This window comes from Streptomyces sp. NBC_00344, assembly GCF_036088315.1.
Lineage (GTDB): Bacteria > Actinomycetota > Actinomycetes > Streptomycetales > Streptomycetaceae > Streptomyces.
Window position 1 is genome coordinate 4,670,269 of sequence record NZ_CP107996.1, and the last position, 17,963, is coordinate 4,688,231.

At 69.2% G+C, this 17,963-nt stretch carries 14 protein-coding genes; 12 read left to right on the plus strand and 2 right to left on the minus strand.

What is annotated here, in order from left to right; translation table 11 throughout:
• Positions 1-203: 203 nt before the first annotated feature.
• From OHS16_RS21015 to OHS16_RS21045, 7 genes are all read left to right on the plus strand, one after another.
• Positions 204-1,700, plus strand: coding sequence for a bifunctional cytidylyltransferase/SDR family oxidoreductase (locus tag OHS16_RS21015; RefSeq protein ID WP_328540928.1), 1,497 nt, complete (start codon positions 204-206; stop codon positions 1,698-1,700).
• Positions 1,701-1,840: 140 nt separating this feature from the next.
• Entirely contained in the window at positions 1,841-3,937 is a 2,097-nt protein-coding gene (locus OHS16_RS21020) for a hypothetical protein (protein WP_328538767.1), read from the plus strand.
• Between the two features lie 170 nt (positions 3,938-4,107).
• A complete protein-coding gene (locus tag OHS16_RS21025; RefSeq protein WP_328538768.1) occupies positions 4,108-5,175 on the plus strand; it encodes a glucose-1-phosphate thymidylyltransferase in 1,068 nt (355 codons plus the stop codon).
• A gap of 46 nt (positions 5,176-5,221) precedes the next feature.
• Positions 5,222-6,217 (plus strand): dTDP-glucose 4,6-dehydratase, encoded by a 996-nt coding sequence (gene rfbB / locus OHS16_RS21030; RefSeq protein ID WP_328538769.1) that lies wholly within the window; start codon positions 5,222-5,224, stop codon positions 6,215-6,217.
• Positions 6,218-6,317: 100 nt separating this feature from the next.
• The gene (locus OHS16_RS21035) at positions 6,318-7,742 is read left to right on the plus strand and encodes an FG-GAP-like repeat-containing protein (protein WP_328538770.1); all 1,425 of its coding nucleotides are present in this window, start codon (positions 6,318-6,320) and stop codon (positions 7,740-7,742) included.
• 53 nt (positions 7,743-7,795) lie between these two features.
• Complete coding sequence (gene rfbD, locus OHS16_RS21040; protein ID WP_328538771.1) at positions 7,796-8,680, plus strand: dTDP-4-dehydrorhamnose reductase; 885 nt, start codon at positions 7,796-7,798, stop codon at positions 8,678-8,680.
• Between the two features lie 153 nt (positions 8,681-8,833).
• Entirely contained in the window at positions 8,834-9,628 is a 795-nt protein-coding gene (locus tag OHS16_RS21045; RefSeq protein WP_328538772.1) for a class I SAM-dependent methyltransferase, read from the plus strand.
• Between the two features lie 70 nt (positions 9,629-9,698).
• Here OHS16_RS21045 and rfbC read toward each other — a convergent pair whose 3' ends face one another.
• Positions 9,699-10,292: a dTDP-4-dehydrorhamnose 3,5-epimerase gene (gene rfbC / locus OHS16_RS21050; protein WP_328538773.1), complete on the minus strand. Its 594-nt coding sequence runs from the start codon at positions 10,290-10,292 to the stop codon at positions 9,699-9,701.
• A 78-nt stretch (positions 10,293-10,370) separates the two neighbouring features.
• Positions 10,371-12,401, minus strand: coding sequence for a glycosyltransferase family 2 protein (locus OHS16_RS21055; protein ID WP_328538774.1), 2,031 nt, complete (start codon positions 12,399-12,401; stop codon positions 10,371-10,373).
• Between the two features lie 353 nt (positions 12,402-12,754).
• Between OHS16_RS21055 and OHS16_RS21060 the strand changes: the two genes are divergently transcribed.
• The 5 genes from OHS16_RS21060 to OHS16_RS21080 all read left to right on the plus strand — a co-directional run bounded on the left by OHS16_RS21060 (position 12,755) and on the right by OHS16_RS21080 (position 17,870).
• Positions 12,755-13,984 carry a glycosyltransferase family 2 protein gene (locus tag OHS16_RS21060; RefSeq protein WP_328538775.1) on the plus strand — a complete coding sequence of 410 codons (1,230 nt, stop codon included), beginning with the start codon at positions 12,755-12,757 and terminating at the stop codon, positions 13,982-13,984.
• A gap of 15 nt (positions 13,985-13,999) precedes the next feature.
• Positions 14,000-15,127, plus strand: a complete 1,128-nt coding sequence (proB, locus tag OHS16_RS21065; protein WP_328538776.1) for a glutamate 5-kinase — start codon at positions 14,000-14,002, stop codon at positions 15,125-15,127.
• Positions 15,128-15,277: 150 nt separating this feature from the next.
• On the plus strand, positions 15,278-15,760 hold the full coding sequence (locus OHS16_RS21070; RefSeq protein ID WP_328538777.1) for a hypothetical protein: 483 nt from the start codon (positions 15,278-15,280) through the stop codon (positions 15,758-15,760).
• Between the two features lie 134 nt (positions 15,761-15,894).
• Positions 15,895-17,178 carry a glutamate-5-semialdehyde dehydrogenase gene (locus OHS16_RS21075; protein WP_328538778.1) on the plus strand — a complete coding sequence of 428 codons (1,284 nt, stop codon included), beginning with the start codon at positions 15,895-15,897 and terminating at the stop codon, positions 17,176-17,178.
• Positions 17,179-17,243: 65 nt separating this feature from the next.
• Positions 17,244-17,870: an SCO2584 family spore wall biosynthesis protein gene (locus tag OHS16_RS21080; RefSeq protein ID WP_328538779.1), complete on the plus strand. Its 627-nt coding sequence runs from the start codon at positions 17,244-17,246 to the stop codon at positions 17,868-17,870.
• Positions 17,871-17,963: the final 93 nt, after the last annotated feature.

Sequence of the window (17,963 nt, forward strand, 5' to 3'; positions counted from 1 at the left end):
AGGGAGTCCGCGACGGTCCGAACACTGATGTGGCGTCGATCACTCACCGTTGCTGCCGGGATGGGAGGCGCTTTCCTGGCCGTAGGGTGAACCCGCGGTATCGCAGGGGTTGTGGAGGCTTGGCGTCCACCTTGCGAGACGGTCACGGAGAGTGCGACCATCACACCGTTCCCTCGTCATCGCAAGGTAGGTCGTCTGTGTCTGTGCACAAAGCAACCAAGCCCCGGACTACAGCAGTCGTTCTCGCCGGTGGGACCGGCCAGCGCGTGGGTCTGTCCATCCCCAAGCAACTGCTGAAGATCGCCGGGAAGGCTGTCATCGAGCACACCCTGACGATCTTCCAGCAGGCGGAGTCCATCGACGATGTGATCGTACTGATGGCGCCGGGCTACGTGCCGGACATCGAGAAGATCGTCGCCAAGGCCGGCCTGACCAAGGTCACGCGGGTCATCGAGGGCGGTTCGACCCGGAACGAGACCACCGAGCGGGCCATCACGGCCCTCGGCGAGGGCCTGGCCGAGGGCGAGGACCGCAATGTCCTCTTCCACGACGCCGTGCGCCCGCTGCTCTCGCAGCGTGTGATCAAGGACTGTGTGGACGCCCTGGAGCGCTACCAGGCGGTGGACGTGGCCATTCCGTCCGCGGACACCATCATCGTCACCCGCACCCACGGCGGGGACGGCGAGTTCATCACCGAGGTCCCGGACCGCTCACGGCTGCGCCGCGGCCAGACCCCGCAGGCCTTCAAGCTCTCCACCATCCGCAAGGCGTACGACGTCGCCGCCGGTGACCCGAACTTCCAGGCCACCGATGACTGCTCGGTGGTCCTGAAGTACCTGCCGGACGTGCCGATCTACGTCGTCGCGGGTGACGAGTACAACATGAAGGTCACCCAGCCGGTCGACGTCTTCATCGCCGACAAGCTCTTCCAGCTCGCCTCCACCGCCGCCCCCCGGCAGGCCGACGAGGCCGCCTACCGCGAGCTGCTCGCCGACAAGACCCTGGTGGTCTTCGGCGGCTCGTACGGCATCGGCGCCGACATCGCCGCCATCGCCGAGTCCTACGGCGCCAAGGTCTACGCGCTGGGCCGCTCCACCACAGGCACCCACGTCGAGAACCCGGAGCATGTCGACGACGCCCTCTCCAAGGCGTACTCGGAGACCGGCCGGATCGACTACGTGATCAACACCGCGGGCGTGCTGCGCATCGGCAAGCTGGCCGAGACCGACAACACGACCATCCAGGAAGCGCTGAACGTCAACTACCTGGCGCCGGTGCAGATCGCGCGTGCCTCGTACAAGTACCTGGCCGAGACCAAGGGCCAGCTGCTCCTCTACACCTCCAGCAGCTACACCCGCGGCCGTGCCGAATACAGCCTGTACTCCTCCACCAAGGCGGCCATGGTGAATCTCACCCAGGCGCTCGCCGACGAGTGGGCGGGCGACGGCATCCGTGTCAACTGCGTCAACCCGGAGCGCACCGCGACTCCCATGCGGACGAAGGCGTTCGGTCAGGAGCCCGAGGGCAGCCTGCTCTCGTCCGAGGCGGTGGCGCGTACGTCGCTCGACGTGCTGCTCTCCGAGCTGACCGGTCACGTCATCGACGTACGGCAGCAGGACCCGACCCGTGACGCCAGTGCGGAGGCCTCCGGCTTCGAGCAAGCACTGGCCTCCGTGTTGGACCGTCAGGCAGATGTGTAATACTTCCTGAGCAAAACTGGAAGCTTTTTTTCGGGCCTCTGCGATCGCGACACGCGATTCGCAGAGGCCCGAATGCGTGAAGCCTCACCTTCACAATTTCCCCCCCGATTAAAACCGGCACCCCCTGGAGCAGGTTCTTCGTGATTTCGACCGCCATCAGGCTGGCGCGTGTAGGCAGCCGGTCAGAGCTGATCGCCGCAGCATTCATGGGCCTCAGCTATCCGTGCGTGATGATCGCCGCGCTGATCCCCAATATCTGGTTCTTCGCAGCGGCCACTGTCGCGACGTATGTCTCCGACTGGTTTCTCCATCAGCGCGGCAGCTACCTCATCAATCGTCTGGCGAAGGTTCGTGCCGGGCTGTCGATCCGTTTCCTGCTGCGCGAACTCTTGCTTATCCTGCTGCTCGCCCGGCTTGGACTGGCCGAACAACGTGTGTACTACGCCGCTGTCGCCTGCTTCCTGCTCTTCTACGGTCTCCAGGCCCTGCACGGCACTCTCACCACCCTGATCCGGCTGCGCCGCGTCATGCCGGTGGTCACCCGCAACGTGGACCTCGGCTCCGTCCGTATCCCCGACGCCCCGCCGAAGCGGCTGCTGAGCCGCGCCGCCGAGAAGATGCTCCACCTGGACGTCTTCGCGGTGATCGGGCTGCTGGTCGCCGCGGAGACCGGCACGGACGCCTTCGGGTACATCGGCATCCTCGCCACGCTGGCCTTCGGGTGCATCTACATCGCCTCGCTCATCCCGTTCATCCGCAAGGGGCGCCGGATCCCCGGCGCGCCCGCGGTGCTGGAGGCGCTGGACGGCTGGCTGGGTGAGTACCGGCCGACCGTGGTGCTCTACTTCTCCGGTTCCAGGGATTCGGCCTACCAGGCGAACATGTGGCTGGAGACGATGGCGGACGTCGAGGGGCGGCCGCTGATCATCCTGCGCGAGCGTGCCATCGTGCGGCAGCTCGGGCCGACCTCCGTGCCGGTGGTCTGCGTGCCCGGCGGTGTGCACCTGATGAACCTGGACCTGTCCACCGTGCGGGTCGCGCTCTACGCGGCCAACGTCGGCAAGAACATCCACATGCTCCGGGTCCCGACCATGAAGCACGTCTTCATCGGGCACGGCGACAGCGACAAGCTGGCCAGCGTCAACCCGTACAGCAAGGTGTACGACGAGGTGTGGACCGCGGGCCGGGCCGGGCGCGACCGCTACGCCCTGGCCGACGTCGGGGTGCGGGACGAGGACATCGTCGAGGTGGGCCGCCCGCAGCTGGCTCCCATCGAGAGCTGGACAGGTACTCCGAAGCGTCCGGTGCCCACCGTGCTCTACGCGCCCACCTGGGAGGGCTGGGACAACAACCCGGGCAACACCTCGCTGCTGCTGGCCGGCGAGAACATCGTGCGGCGCCTGCTGAAGGCCGAGCAGCCCGTCCGGGTGCTCTACAAGCCGCACCCCTTCACCGGCACCCGCAGCGCGGAGGCCAAGGCCGCCCATGCGCGGATCACCGCGATGCTGGAGAAGGCGGCGGCGGACCGCGCCGCGGAGCCCCGCTGGGTCGAGGAGTCCGCAGCGGGCCAGGCCGACCGGGACGCGGCACAGACCGAACTCGTGCGGATCGAGGCCAGGCTCGCCGAGCTCGCCGCGCCCGGAAAGGGCGGCGACGACGAGTCCGAGCAGTCCCGGGCCTCGCTCGCCGACCCCGAGCGCGAGACGGAGGCTGCCGGACTGCGCCGTGCGTGGAACGACGCGTACTGGCGCACCTTCGGCTGGTGGGAGCACCGGGTCATCACCGGCAGCAAGCCGCATCTGTACGACTGCTTCAACGAGTCGGACGGCATGGTCTCGGACATCTCCAGCGTCGTCTCGGACTTCATCGCGAGCGGCAAGCCGTACGCCGTCACCGATTCGGCCGAACTCGGTGTCGAGGAGTTCAAGCGGCAGAACACCGCCGTGCGAGCCGCGGTGATCCTCTCCAACAGCGGGCAGGAGATCGGCGAGCTGCTCGGAGCGATCAGCGACGCGGCCGCCGACCCGCTGGCCGACGGACGTCGTGAGCTGAAGAAGTATCTCCTCGGTCCCGACGAGCCGACCTCGATGGAGCAGTTCAACACCGCGGTGGCGGCACTGACCGCCAAGGCCGATGCCCGTAACCAGGGCGTGGCCCAGGTGAGCGCCGAGCCGGAGGCCGCGCCCGGCCTCAACGACTCCGATGTCACCGGTGTCGACACGGCGGTCGGCGGCTGACAGCCGACAGCTGAGGACCTCCCGGTTCTCTACCGGACGAACGGCCGCCCGCGCAGCAGCGCGGGCGGCCGTTCGGCGCTCTGTCCTGCTGCCGAGCGACGCGGGAGTGGATAAAATCCGCGGGACGGATGAATCTCTGCCAGACCGACTGCTCGTCAGGGACAGACATCGTGAAGGCTCTCGTACTCTCCGGCGGTGCAGGCACCCGCCTGCGGCCCATCACCCACACCTCCGCCAAACAGCTGGTGCCGGTGGCCAACAAACCGGTTCTCTTCTACGGCCTGGAAGCCATCGCGGATGCGGGGATCACCGAGGTCGGGATCGTCGTCGGTGACACCGCGGCCGAGATCCGCGAAGCCGTCGGAGACGGATCCCGCTTCGGCATCAAGGTCACCTACATCCCGCAGGACGCACCCCTCGGGCTGGCCCATGCGGTGCTGATCTCCCGGGATTTCCTCGGTGAGGACGACTTCGTGATGTACCTCGGCGACAACTTCATCGTCGGAGGCATCACCCGGCTGGTCGACGGCTTCCGCACCAGCCGGCCGGACGCCCAGATCCTGCTCACCAAGGTGCCCGATCCGACCTCGTTCGGGGTGGCGGAACTCGACGACAACGGCCGGGTGGTGGGCCTGGAGGAGAAGCCGAAGGTCCCCAAGAGCGATCTGGCGCTCGTCGGTGTCTATCTCTTCACCCCCGCTGTCCACGAGGCGGTGCGCGCCATCGGGCCGTCCTGGCGCGGAGAGCTGGAGATCACGCACGCCATCCAGTGGCTCATGGACGAGAAACACGAGGTGTGTTCGACGACGATCTCCGGCTACTGGAAGGACACCGGCAACGTCACCGACATGCTGGAGGTCAACCGAGCCGTCCTGGAGGAGATCGAACCGTGCGAGGACGGCTCGGTCGACGAGGCCAGCGAGATCATCGGGCGGGTCAGGATCGAGGCCGGCGCCCAGGTGGTCCGGAGCCGGATCGTCGGACCGGCGATCATCGGTGAGGGAACGGTGATCAGTGACGCCTACGTAGGCCCCTACACCTCGGTCTCCGAAGGGTGCCGGATCCAGGACAGCGAGATCGAGTACTCCATCGTGCTGCGGGCCTCCTCGATCACCGGGGTCCGCAGGGTGGAGGCCTCACTCATCGGCAGAGGCGTCGAGGTGACCCCGTCACCCCGGCATCCCGCGGCCCACCGGCTGGTACTCGGCGACCACAGCAAGGTGCAGATCGCCTCATGAGCGGCCCCAGGTGAACGGCGGTCCGCGTGACGAGGGACGGCAGGCAATGACGAACGCCACGAAGATCCTGGTGACCGGCGGAGCCGGTTTCATCGGCTCGCACTACGTCCGCACCCTGCTGGGCCCGCACGGTCCGGGCGGTGTCGCGGTCACCGTGCTGGACAAGCTCACCTACGCGGGCAACCCGGCCAACCTGGACGAGGTCGAACGGCACCCCGGATTCGGCTTCGTACAGGGCGACATCTGTGATCCGGCCCTGGTGGGCGCTCTGATGGCGGAGCACGACCAGGTGGTGCACTTCGCGGCGGAGTCGCATGTCGACAGGTCCATCGACGGCGGAGCCGAGTTCGTCCGCACCAACGTTCTCGGCACCCACACGCTCATCGACGCGGCACACCGTGCCGGCATCGCGACGTTCGTGCACATCTCCACCGACGAGGTCTACGGCTCGATCGACGAGGGTTCGTGGTCCGAGTCCCAGGCCCTGGCGCCCAACTCGCCGTACTCGGCGGCCAAGGCGTCCAGCGATCTGATCGCGCTGTCCTACCACCGCACGCACGGCCTCGACGTACGGGTGACCCGCTGCTCCAACAACTACGGGCACCACCACTTCCCGGAGAAGGTCATCCCGCTCTTCATCACCAACCTGCTGGACGGCAGGCCGGTGCCGCTCTACGGCGACGGCGGCAATGTCCGGGACTGGCTGCACATCGACGACCACGTGCAGGGGATCGAACTGGTCCGTACGAAGGGCCGCCCCGGGGAGGTCTACAACATCGGCGGCGGTACCGAGCTGTCCAACAAGGAGCTCACCGGGCTGCTCCTGGACGCCTGTGGCGCGGACTGGGACACCGGCGTCGAGTACGTCGCCGACCGCAAGGGGCACGACCGCAGGTACTCCGTGGACTGCACCAAGATCCGTACCGAACTGGGCTACCGGCCCCGCAAGACCTTCACCGAAGGGCTCACCGAGACAGTGCAGTGGTACCGGGACAACCGTGCCTGGTGGGAGCCGCTGAAGGAGCGCGCGGCGCTGAGCTGACCCCGCACCGGACACGTCGTGGCGCAAAACGCGTACAACCTGGCCCGCCGGCGGCGAGTCAACATGGGCGACCATGTGAAAGCCGTCGAAGGGCTGCTCGATGTCTGCACCACGATCGCGTTCCGTGTTTCTCTGCCTGCCGGGCCTCGCGGCCGCCCTGGTGCTGGGCGGCCCGGCCGCCCCGTCCGCCGGCGCTGCGGTCCCGGCCGCCGCGGCGACGCAGGATTTCAACGGTGACGGTTACCAGGACCTGGTCGTCGGCGCGCCCGACGGAACGGTGAGCGGGCAGGCGAAGGCCGGCTACGTCACCGTCATGTACGGCTCGGCACACGGGCTCGCAGCTTCCTCGCACACGCTGATCAGCCGGTCGACTGCGGGGATCCCGGGGGCGGCCGTGAAGGGACAGGGGTTCGGCAGCGACACCTCGGCCGGCGACCTCGACGGCGACGGATACAGCGACCTGGTGGTCAGCGGATCCCACAGTGCCGACTCCATTGTCGTCCGGGGCGGAGCGGGCGGCCTGTCCGGCGGTTACGCCGTTCCCGGTCACGGCACCCATACGGCGACCGGCGATTTCAACGGCGACGGTCACACCGACCTGCTGGCCGTGGCGACGAGTGACCCCGTCGGCGACGACCCGACCGGGTCCGACTCCGAGATCCTCTACGGGCCTCTCTCCGCGACCGGGGTTCCGGCGTCGAGCGAACCCTTCGACGACGCGTCGGTCTACAACATCTACGCGGTCCGCACCGGCGACATCAACGGCGACGGCCGCTCCGACCTCGCGCTCACCGCCTACGCGGGCGAGGGCTATTCCATGAGCCGGCTCTATCTGAGCACCGGTACGGGCCTGAAGAGGTCCGCCGTCAGCCCGCCGGCCATCTGGGATCGGAGCGCAGGCTTCACCTTCGGCGATCTGAACGGTGACGGCCGGGACGACCTGGCGTTCGGCAATCTCGGAGAGGGCGGCACGGACGTGACGATCGGCTACGGCACTCCGGCCGGTCTCGCCCCCGCGTCCGACTGGGTCACCATCACGCAGGACACCCCGGGCGTCCCCGGTGACGGCCCGAAGGAACCGAACGACAGCGAATGGCAGGACGCGTTCGGAGCCTCCCTCTCGGCCGGTGACGTGAACGGCGACGGCATCGCCGATCTCGCGGTGGGCGCCCCCGGCGAGGACATCGGCGCCACGGCGGACGCCGGCTACGTGACGCTGCTCCCCGGCAGCACCGCCGGAGTCACCGGCCGCGGGGCGCAGGCCTTCAGCCAGGACACCGCCGGCGTCCCCGGTACGGCGGAGGCGGGCGACCGGTTCGGCAGCGCCGTGCGGCTGCTCGACATCAACGGCAACGGATACGCGGACCTGGCATCCGCCGCGGTGCGCGAGGACGGTGGCAACGGCGCGGTGTGGGAGCTGCGGGGCCGCCCCGAAGGCCTGGTGACGGATGCCGCTCTGGTCTTCGGCCCTCTCGCGGTCGGGGCGCCGTCCGCCGGGGCGGCCTTCGGACACCGGCTGGGGTAGCGTCGGCCACAGGGGGCAGGCCCGGGGAAGCAGCTCCGGAGGACAGGGTGAACATGAGCGGCGACTGGCTGATCACCGGAGCGGGCGGCATGCTCGGCCAGGACCTCCTGGCCGCGCTGGCCGCGCACGGCACACCGGCCACCGGACTGGGCCGCGACGCTCTGGACATCACGGGAACCGGGCCGGTCCACCGGGCGCTGTCGGCCCACCGCCCCGCCGTGGTCGTCAACTGCGCGGCCTGGACCGCGGTCGACGAAGCGGAGACGGAGGAGGCCCGGGCCCTGGCCGTCAACGGCGGCGGCCCACAGGTCCTCGCCGACGCGTGCCGGGAGACCGGCGCGGTGCTGCTCCAGATCTCCACGGACTACGTGTTCGCCGGCGATGCCGGCCGTCCGTACCCGGAGGACGCGGCGGTGGGCCCGCGCAGCGCGTACGGGCGCAGCAAACTGGCCGGCGAGCGGGCGGTGCTGGACACCCTGCCCGACCGTGGCTATGTGATCCGCACAGCGTGGCTGTACGGCGCGGGCGGGCCGAACTTCGTCCGCACGATGATCAGGCTGGAGGGTGCCAAGGACACCCTGGACGTGGTCGACGACCAGCGAGGACAGCCCACCTGGACCGCTGACCTCGCCGACCTGCTGGTGCGTCTGGGCACAGGCGCGCTCGCCGGCACCGCGCCCGCCGGTGTCTACCACGGCACCAGCGCGGGTGCGACGACCTGGTGCGGTCTCACCCGCGAGATCTTCCGGCTGCTGGGCACCGACCCGGACCGGGTGCGCCCCACGACCAGCGAGTCCTTCGTACGGCCTGCGCCGCGGCCCGCGTACAGCGTGCTGGGGCACGAGGGCTGGGCGGCGGCGGGCATCCGGCCGATCCGCGACTGGCGGCAGGCGCTGAACGCGGCGTTCCCCGCGCTGCGCGCCGCCGAGCGCACGTGACCGTCCGATAGTGTCCGGGCACCCCTTCGCCCGGTGATCTGCCGCTTGTTGCGTCGACAGGGATTTTATTATCAGCGCTGCTTTCACAGCCACTCCTGGATGAGGTAACTTCGCCGGGTTCGGGCAGTTGATTTAAGGCGAAGGGATCTCCCAGTGAATCGTCATGACCTTCTGCGCGGTGTGCATCGCGTATACCGGCCTCGTAACTACCTGGAGATCGGAGTCAACGACGGTCGCAGTCTCGCCCTTTCGCGAGTCCCTTCGGTGGCAATCGACCCGGCATTCAAGGTCGTGACATCCATCAGCTGCGATGTTCACCTGGTCAAAGCGACCAGTGACGATTTCTTCGCCCGTGAGGACCCGTTGCTGCATCTGCGGCCCGGCCGCAACCCGTTCAGGGCACTCGCCCGCCGGGATCCGCTCCAGATGCTGGGAGGTGATCCCAAGCTGGAGCTGTCATTCATTGACGGCATGCATATTTTCGAGTTCGCGCTGCGTGATTTCATGAATGTCGAGAAGCACTCGCGCTGGAACAGTGTGATCGTGCTGGACGACATGCTGCCGCGCAATGTGGACGAGGCCGCCCGGGACCGGCACACCAGGGAGTGGACGGGTGACGTCTACAAGGTAGCCGCTGTGCTGCGGCGATTCCGTCCCGACCTGCTGGTGGTGGAGGTGGACACCACACCGACCGGGGTCGTCGTCATTTTCGGCGCGGACCCGGCGAACACCGTCCTGAAGCAGAATTACGACGCCATTCTGGCGGAATACGTCACCGAGGATCCCCAGGACGTCCCCGACGCGGTCATCTCCCGCAAGAGTGCGGTGTCCCCCGATGCGCTGCTGGGCGCCGACTTCTGGCCCGCGCTGATCCGTGCCCGCAACCTCAACCGCTCCCGGTCGGCCTTCGCCGATCTGCGCAGGCGGATCGAGCGGGTCGCGGGCTGATCCTCGCGGGTACGGGCCGGCCGCTGTCCCCCGCGGGACAGCGGCCTTCGGGCCGCCGGGAAGGAGGCGGTCAGCCGCGCAGCCCTTCGACGTACGCTCGGCATTCGGCGTAGGAGGGCAGCAGACCCTGTTCCTCCGCTTCGGCCAGGGTCGGGGCCGCCGCGTCCTTGTCGGAGAGCAGCGGTGTGACAGCGGCCGGCCAGTCGATGGCGAGCTCCGGGTCCAGCGGGTTGACGCCGTGCTCGCGCTGCGGCGCGTAGCCCGCCGAGCTCAGGTAGACGACCGTGGCATCGTCGGTCAGCGCCAGGAACGCGTGCCCCAGCCCCTCGCCCAGATAGACCGAGTGCTGGTCCACATCGTCGAGGCGGACCGCTTCCCAGCGCTTGTAGGTCGGGGAACCGACCCGGATGTCCACGATCACGTCGAGGATGGCGCCCCGCACACACTTGACGTACTTGGCCTGGCCGGGCGGCAGATCGGCGTAGTGGATACCGCGCAGGGTGCCCCGGCCGGACACCGAGCAGTTGGCCTGCGCCAGCCGCAGCGGGTGACCGGTGGACTCCTCGAAATCCGCTTCCCTGAACCACTCGTGGAAGCTGCCGCGGCTGTCCGGGAAGATCTTGGGCTCATGCACCCAGGCTCCCTCGATGGCGAGCTGCCGCATCCGATCACGTCCTTGTCTGCTGAACCAGGTGGAGAAAGCGGGGCGAGGCCGGCCGCCGGCAAGGTCAGCCCGGGAAGGTCAGCCGAGGAGCGTACGGATCACGCGGCGCACCTTCTTGCGGGCGACGGGAGGCAGCCGGCGCACCATGGGGCCGCCGAGTGTGCGCAGCCCGCCCCGGAGGGCGGAGCGGCGCCGCTGCCTGCGCATCGCACGGATGGTGCGCGGGTCGACGAGCGGGACGGTGCCGTCGACCCGGAGCCGCCCGTCCTCAGCGACAACGGCGCCGCCGAGGAAAAGTTCCGGCCCCGTGGCGCCGTCGAGCCGGACGCCGAGCTGCCAGGGGCCGGCCTGTACGCCCGTCACCGCGGACGGCAGCACCAGATGGGCCCGGCCGTACACCGGCCGTACGGTCGCGGGCACGCAGTGCCCTTCTCCGCTGCCGGAGCTCAGCAGCAGCTCGGCGCCGCAGGTATCGGTGCCGTCCACGGCGAAGGCGCCGAGCCGTACTTCGGTGCTGCGTCCGGGCATCCGCAGCACCGGGTGGCCGCCGAGCGCATGCCCCAGTCTCTTGCCCCGGCGTGCCACATCCAGGGTGAGGTTGCCGTGCGGATGGGTGAAGTAGGGGATCACCGGCCGGGCCGGGGAGCCGAGCAGGGCCGGCCGGACGGCCGCGTCGGCCCGCTCGTCGCGGTCGGCGCCGAGCCGGACCCGGCGGACCAGGCCCAGTGCGCGCACCCGGACCCATACGTCCCAGAAGCCAGGGGAGATCCGGGAGCGGTTCCCGACGCCCTCCGACGGCAGCTGACCGGTGCCGTGCAGCACGACTTCGCAGGTGCCGTCGCCGAGTTCCTCGACCACAGGCGTGAAGTGCGCGGGGCACAGCCACTCGACGGCGGTTTCCCGGTTGCGCAGCGAGATCTCGCACCTGAAGTCCCCGATCTCGTCGGTGACGTCCATGAGTTCGCCGTCGGGCAGCAGGCCGTCGGTGAAGCCGGGGTGGGCATGGAGCCGGCCGTTCCGGCGGATCAGCGTGAAGGGGGACCTGTCATGCCCGATGGTCAGCCGGGCGCTGAGTGTGATGCCGAGCCTGCCGTCCGGCAGCCAGCCGACGTCCTCGAGCCGGGCGGCACCCTTCACGGTGGCGGCACGTCCGGCGAGTTCTGCCAGGCCCTGCCGGTCGTCGTCGCGCAGCAGAGCGGAGCGGAGCCGGGTGACGGCGCCGAGTCCGTCGTGCACCCCTTCCCCCATGAACCCGAGGGACAGGGGCCGGATCGCGTCGCACATCGCGTCGAGGAACCCGGGGTCGTATGTCAGGACGCCGGGCTCGCTGACGCGGCTCAGTATCTCGACGCGGTAGAAGCGCCTGAGCAGTTTGTCCCGGAAGGGTCCGGGCTCCGTGTTCGCCTGCACGACCTCCAGGACTTCGCCCAGGTTCCCGTAGTAGCCGTCCGGGACGATCGGGGCCGATCCCGCGTTGTTCCCGTCGTCGCGCTTCGAATAGAAGTAACAGGTGTACGAGCCCAGGACGGAGACGTTGGCCGCCGCGAAATAGGCCTGCATCATGTACAGCTGGTCCTCCAGCCGCCGTCTGCCCTCGGGGTAGGCGATACCGTTCTCCCGGAGGAAGTCCGTACGGAACAGTTTGTGCGGCGTGAGGCTGTCGTGGAGCGGTGCGGTTTGCAGGCTGCACTTCTCGCGGTCGGTGCGGAAGACGCCGTGCGGGACCCCCCTGAAATCACTGGCCACCTTGCCGATCACGATGTCCGAGCCGTTGCGCCGTCCCATGGCGTGGAGGCGCCGCAGGGCATCCGGGGCGAGGTGGTCGTCCTGATCGACGAACTGCACGTACTCGCCCCGCGCCTCGGCCACACCGATGTTTCTCGGTTTGCCGGGCCAGCCGGAGTTGGGAATCGTCCGCAGCCGGAAATGGGGATGTTCCACGGTCAGCTTTTCGAGTCGTGCCGGGGTGTCGTCCGTCGAACCGTCGTTGACGAAGAGGACTTCGAAATCCTCCGCGGGGAGCGTCTGATTCAACAGGGAGTCAATGCACGGGTCGATGTATTTGCCCGCGTTGTGGACCGGGATGACGACACTGACTTTGACCGGCACGGTATGAGTCCCATGTCTGGTAGGAGTTACCTGGATGACGGGTGCTCGCCGTTGACGGCTTCTGTCATGAGATCCCGCCCCGTCCGTCACTCTATCGGGTGCAAGACAGGCCCGGTATCCGGTCGTTCCTTGATAAGGAATGGCAAATTCCGCAACGGTTGTCGTGGTGTCGGCGGGACTGCCGCCTGCCGGTTCGAGGCCGGTCTGGGCATCGTTCCTGCTGGCAGGAGCGGGTTTCGGAGTGTTCGCTCGGTATCTGCGCCGGACGGCTCGGTTCACTCGTAGGGATGACTGGAAGGTAAATTCCGCATCGCAGGCAACCAATGGTGATCTTTGTGAGTCTTCCTATTGTGATGAGCACCAGTGAGCCTGATGTGACCGTGATCGTCGGCGCCTATGAGGCGATGCCCTACCTCGTCAAGTGTCTGGAGTCGGTGGAGGCGCAGACCCTCGGCGCCGACCGTATCGAGATCGTGGCCGTGGATGACGGTTCAACGGACGGCACGGGGGAGTACCTCGAAGAGTTCGCCGCCAGATCGGCGATCGCCACCCGGGTCGTGCGCCAGGAGAACTCGGGCGGCCCCAGCGGCCCGCGCAACGTCGGCCTCGCTCTGGCGCGCGGCCGCTACGTGTTCTTCCTCGACGCCGACGACTACTTCGGCGAAGAGGCGCTGGAGCGCATGGTCGCCATGGGAGACCGGGCCGGCACGGACGTGGTGCTCGGGAAGGTCGTGGGGGTCAATCGCGGTGCGCCCAAGTCCATGTGGAAGCAGACCGTCGAGCGGGCTGACCTCTTCACCTCCCAGATCAAGTTCACGCTGAGCGCGCAGAAGCTGTTCCGGCGCGAGCTCCTCGTCAGGCTGGGCATGGAGTTCGACGAGGGACTGAGGACCGGTGAGGACGCGCTGTTCACCATGGAGGCCTACCTCCGGGGGAACGGGGTCTCGATCGTCGCCGACTACACCTGCTACTACCTGGTGGGGCGTGATGACGGCAAACACGTGACCAAGAGCGGCAGTTATGTGCTGCGGTTCGACTCGGCGCGGGCCCTCATGGGACTGATCGCGGAACACGTGGAACCGGGCAAGCGGCGCGACCAGTTGATGATGCGGCCCTTTCTGGTCACCCTGCTGCCCCAGTTCGGTCCCGGCTTCCTGAAGCAGTCAGCGGCGGTCAAGAAGAGACGCATGGAGCTCGCGGCGCCACTGATGGCCGCGCACTGGAACCCCGGAGTGGCGGACCGGCTCAAGCCCGCCGAGCGGCTGCGGCTGCACTGCATCGCCATGGGACGGGTCGATCTGCTCACCGAGGTCCTGGCCTTCCTCAAGGCGGGCAGGGAACCGGAGCGGGTGGGCATGGGCCTCCTGGGCGGCACCCACCATCTCGCCTACCCGTTCTTCAGGGACCGGGAAGCGGGCATCCCCGACCACGTCTACGCGGTGCGCGGCGAGGTGTCCCTCAGGCACCGGCTGCCCCCGGGGGTGCGCCGCAGGCTGCGCAAACTGCGCGACAGCGCGGTCAGGTGGACCGCCCGCCGCCCTGTCCAGCGCGTGGAATGCCCGCGCGCCGGGGAGCCCGGCTGACATAGATTCGCCCGTGTGACAGTGGCAAGACAGCTCGTGGCGGAAGCCCGCAGAATCGTCGTGAAGGTCGGTTCGTCCTCCCTCACCACCGCGGGCGGAGGCCTGGACGCGGACCGGGTGGACGCCCTCGTCGACGTACTGGCCAAGGCCAGGAGCGGTGGCGAGAAGGAGATAGTGCTGGTCTCCAGCGGAGCCATCGCCGCCGGGCTCGCCCCACTGGGGCTGGCCCGCCGGCCCAAGGACCTGGCCAGGCAGCAGGCTGCTGCCAGCGTCGGCCAGGGACTGCTCGTCGCCAGGTACACCGCGTCGTTCGCACGCTACGGCGTACGCGTCGGCCAGGTGCTGCTGACCACCGACGACACCAGCCGCCGGGCCCACTACCGCAACGCCTACCGGACCCTGGACCAGCTGCTCGCCATGGGCGCCCTGCCGGTGGTCAACGAGAACGACACCGTCGCCACCGACGAGATCCGCTTCGGCGACAACGACCGGCTGGCAGCCCTTGTCGCCCACCTGGTCAGGGCCGATCTCCTCGTCCTGCTCTCGGACGTCGACGGCCTCTACGACGGAGACCCGGCCAAGCCCGGCTCCACCAGGGTCGCGGAGGTCACGGGCCCCGGAGACATCGCACATGTCTCGATCGGCTCCGCGGGCAAGGCGGGTGTCGGCACCGGCGGCATGGTCACCAAAGTCGAAGCGGCCCGGATCGCGGCGGCGGCCTCCGTCCCCGTCGTGCTGACCTCTGCCTCCCGTGCGGCCGACGCCCTCGCGGGCCGGGACACCGGAACCTACTTCCACCGCACGGGCCGCCGATCCGCCGACCGGCTGCTCTGGCTCCAGCACGCGTCCACCCCCCGGGGCTCACTCACCCTCGACGACGGGGCGGTACGGGCCGTCGTCGAGCGGAAGTCCTCGCTGCTGCCCGCCGGTATCGCCGCGGTCGAGGGCGAGTTCAGCGCCGGCGACCCGGTGGAGCTGCTGGACACCACCGGCCGCACCATCGCCCGCGGTCTGGTGAACTTCGACGCCAAGGAGCTTCCCCAGCTGCTCGGCAGGTCCACCCGCGATCTGGCCAGGGAGCTGGGTCCCGCGTACGAGCGAGAGGTCGTACACAGGGACGATCTGGTGGTCATGAACCCGTGACCGGCCGCCCCGGACCATTGAACCGGCCGAAAGTCCGCTTTCACGGAGAGACCTTCCGCAAAACCCCCACGCTCCGGGCGCCGGGCTGGTCAACTTTGTCCCAGGGGAAATGCAGGGGGCAGACACAGCAACGCACACAGGAGGCCGCCGGTGAGACGAGCGCGTCCGGGGGCGCTGCCCCGCGGAACCGGGGAGCGGACCCTGACGAGTGTCGGCGCGGGGTCCGGCTTCGAGGACGGCCGGCAGACTGTCGCCGAACAGCGGAACGACGGGCGCGGTGAGGAAAGCGGCCTGTCGAAGCTCTGGCACATCACGCTGAGCGTCTCGGGTCCCGCCGCCCCGCTCAAAGAGGTCAGACGAGGCCTCGAACAGCTCGCGCACGACCATCCCTTCCTGCTGACCAGCCGCTACGCCAACGACCATGCGGAGATCCGCTACTGGGAGGAGGCGAGGGACCTGCACGACGCGGCCGCGGTTGCCCTGCGGCTTTGGGGCGAGCACCGGTCGACCTCCAGGCTGCCGCCCTGGGAGATCGTCGGTCTCGAGGTCATCGACCGCGAGACCTATCACTTACGGATCGCCGAGGGATTCGGCCCGCTGCCCGCGGCGCCGGTCGGAGTCCATCCCTTCTGACGCGGCTCGTCTGCCGCTCCCCGCGGCCGGCCCCCGCCGCGCAGTACGCTCCACGGGGTCCGGCAGGCGGCCGGGGTGTCTCGGTGTGTGGGATACCGGGCGGACGGCCGTGGGCGGGCCACTACCCTGCGGACATGACCTCGCTCTCGCCGCTCTCCGACCAGTCCCCGGTGATCCAGGCCGCCTACCGGTCCCGCGCCGCGGCCGCCGACCTGGCACCACTGCCCCGCTCCGTCAAGGACGACGCCCTGCTGGCCATCGCCGACGCGCTCGAGGTCCGCACCGGTGAGATCGTCGAGGCCAACGCCCTGGATGTGGAGAAGGCCCGTGCGGCAGGCGTGAGCGAGACCGTCATCGACCGGCTCACCCTCACCCCCGAGCGGATCCGCGCCATCGCCAAGGACGTGCGGGACGTCGCCGCGCTGCCCGACCCGGTCGGCGAGGTGGTCAGGGGCTCGACGCTTCCCAACGGGATCGATCTGCGCCAGGTCAGGGTGCCGCTGGGCGTCGTGGGGATCATCTACGAGGCCAGGCCCAATGTGACGGTGGACGCCGCCGCACTGTGCCTGAAGTCCGGCAACAGCGTGCTGCTGCGCGGCTCCGCCTCGGCGTACGCCTCCAACACCGCGCTGGTCCGGGTTCTGCGTGACGCGGTCGGCGGTTCGGGACTGCCGGCCGACGCCGTGCAGCTCGTCCCGGGGGAGTCCCGCGACTCCGTGCAGGAGCTGATGCGCGCCCGCGGCATGGTCGACGTACTGATCCCGCGCGGCGGCGCCTCCCTGATCCGCACGGTCGTCGAAGGGTCCTCCGTCCCGGTCATCGAGACGGGCACCGGCAACTGCCATGTGTATGTGGACGCGGAGGCCGACATCGGCATGGCGGTCGACATCCTGATCAACTCCAAGGCGCAGCGGCCGTCGGTCTGCAACGCGGCCGAGACACTGCTGGTCCACCAGGACATCGCGGACGCCTTCCTGCCGCGGGCGCTCGACGCGCTGGCCGAGGCGGGGGTGACCGTGCACGGCGACGAGCGGGTGCTCGGTTACGCCGAGGCGTCGAAGGCGACCGTTGTCGAGGCCACCGCGGAGGACTGGGAGACCGAGTACCTCTCGTACGACATCGCGGCCGCCGTCGTGGACTCGCTCGACGCGGCCGTCCGGCACATCAGGCTCTGGACCTCCGGGCACACCGAGGCGATCGTCACCACATCGCAGGCCGCGGCCCGGCGGTTCACCCAGCTGGTGGATTCCACGACGGTCACTGTCAACGCGTCCACCCGGTTCACCGACGGAGGCCAGTTCGGTTTCGGCGCGGAGATCGGGATCTCCACCCAGAAACTGCATGCCCGCGGCCCGATGGGGCTGCCCGAGCTGACCTCGACCAAGTACATCGTGACAGGGGACGGTCACACCCGGTGATGTGGCGATCGGTCGACTTCGCACTCTCCCTGCCCAAAACGACCTACCGGGTCTAGTCTGGTCACGTGCCGGACGACGTGGGGGGCAGGCCGTTCCAGAACGGCCGGGAGCCTGACGACGACCGCGGAGGAGCGGACGAGGACTTCGCCTCCGTGGTGTTCGGCGAGGACTTCGTCCGGGCCGCCACGATCCATGAACCGACCGCGGTGGAGCGGTTGCTGGCCGCCGCGGAGGCCCGGGCCGAGGCCGAGGCCGCGAAAGCCAGGGCGGGCGGTCTCATCGGTGAGGACGACCCCTACGACGACTTCCTTCGTGAAGCGGCCGGACGGGACGGCTCGGGCGGCGACTACGGCCGTGCGTACGGCCGGGGGGACCTCGGTGTCTACGACGGTCCTGAGGACGGCGAGAGCGGCCCCTACGGGCTCCACGGCGGTGTTCTGCGCCCCTACCGCGGCAGGGCGCGCTGGCACCGGCCGGTGGCCTGGCTGCTGGCTCTGGCGATGGGCATCGGCATGGTCGCGCTGGCGTTCGCCGCGGTCTACCGCGGCGCTTCATCGAGCCGGCAGGACCAGGTGCCGCCGCCGGTGACGAGCGGAGTGGGGGGCGTGCCCCGCGGTGTGGGCGGCACCCCGCCCCCGGCATCCGCGCGGCGTTCGGCGCCACCCGTGTCGGCGATTCCGCGCAGAGGCTGACCGGATACGCCGGGCGGCGCACCGCCCGATGTGGTGAAGCCCCGTCAGAACTTGCCCCGCACCGGGAGTTTACGCCGCCCTCCGGCGACCTAC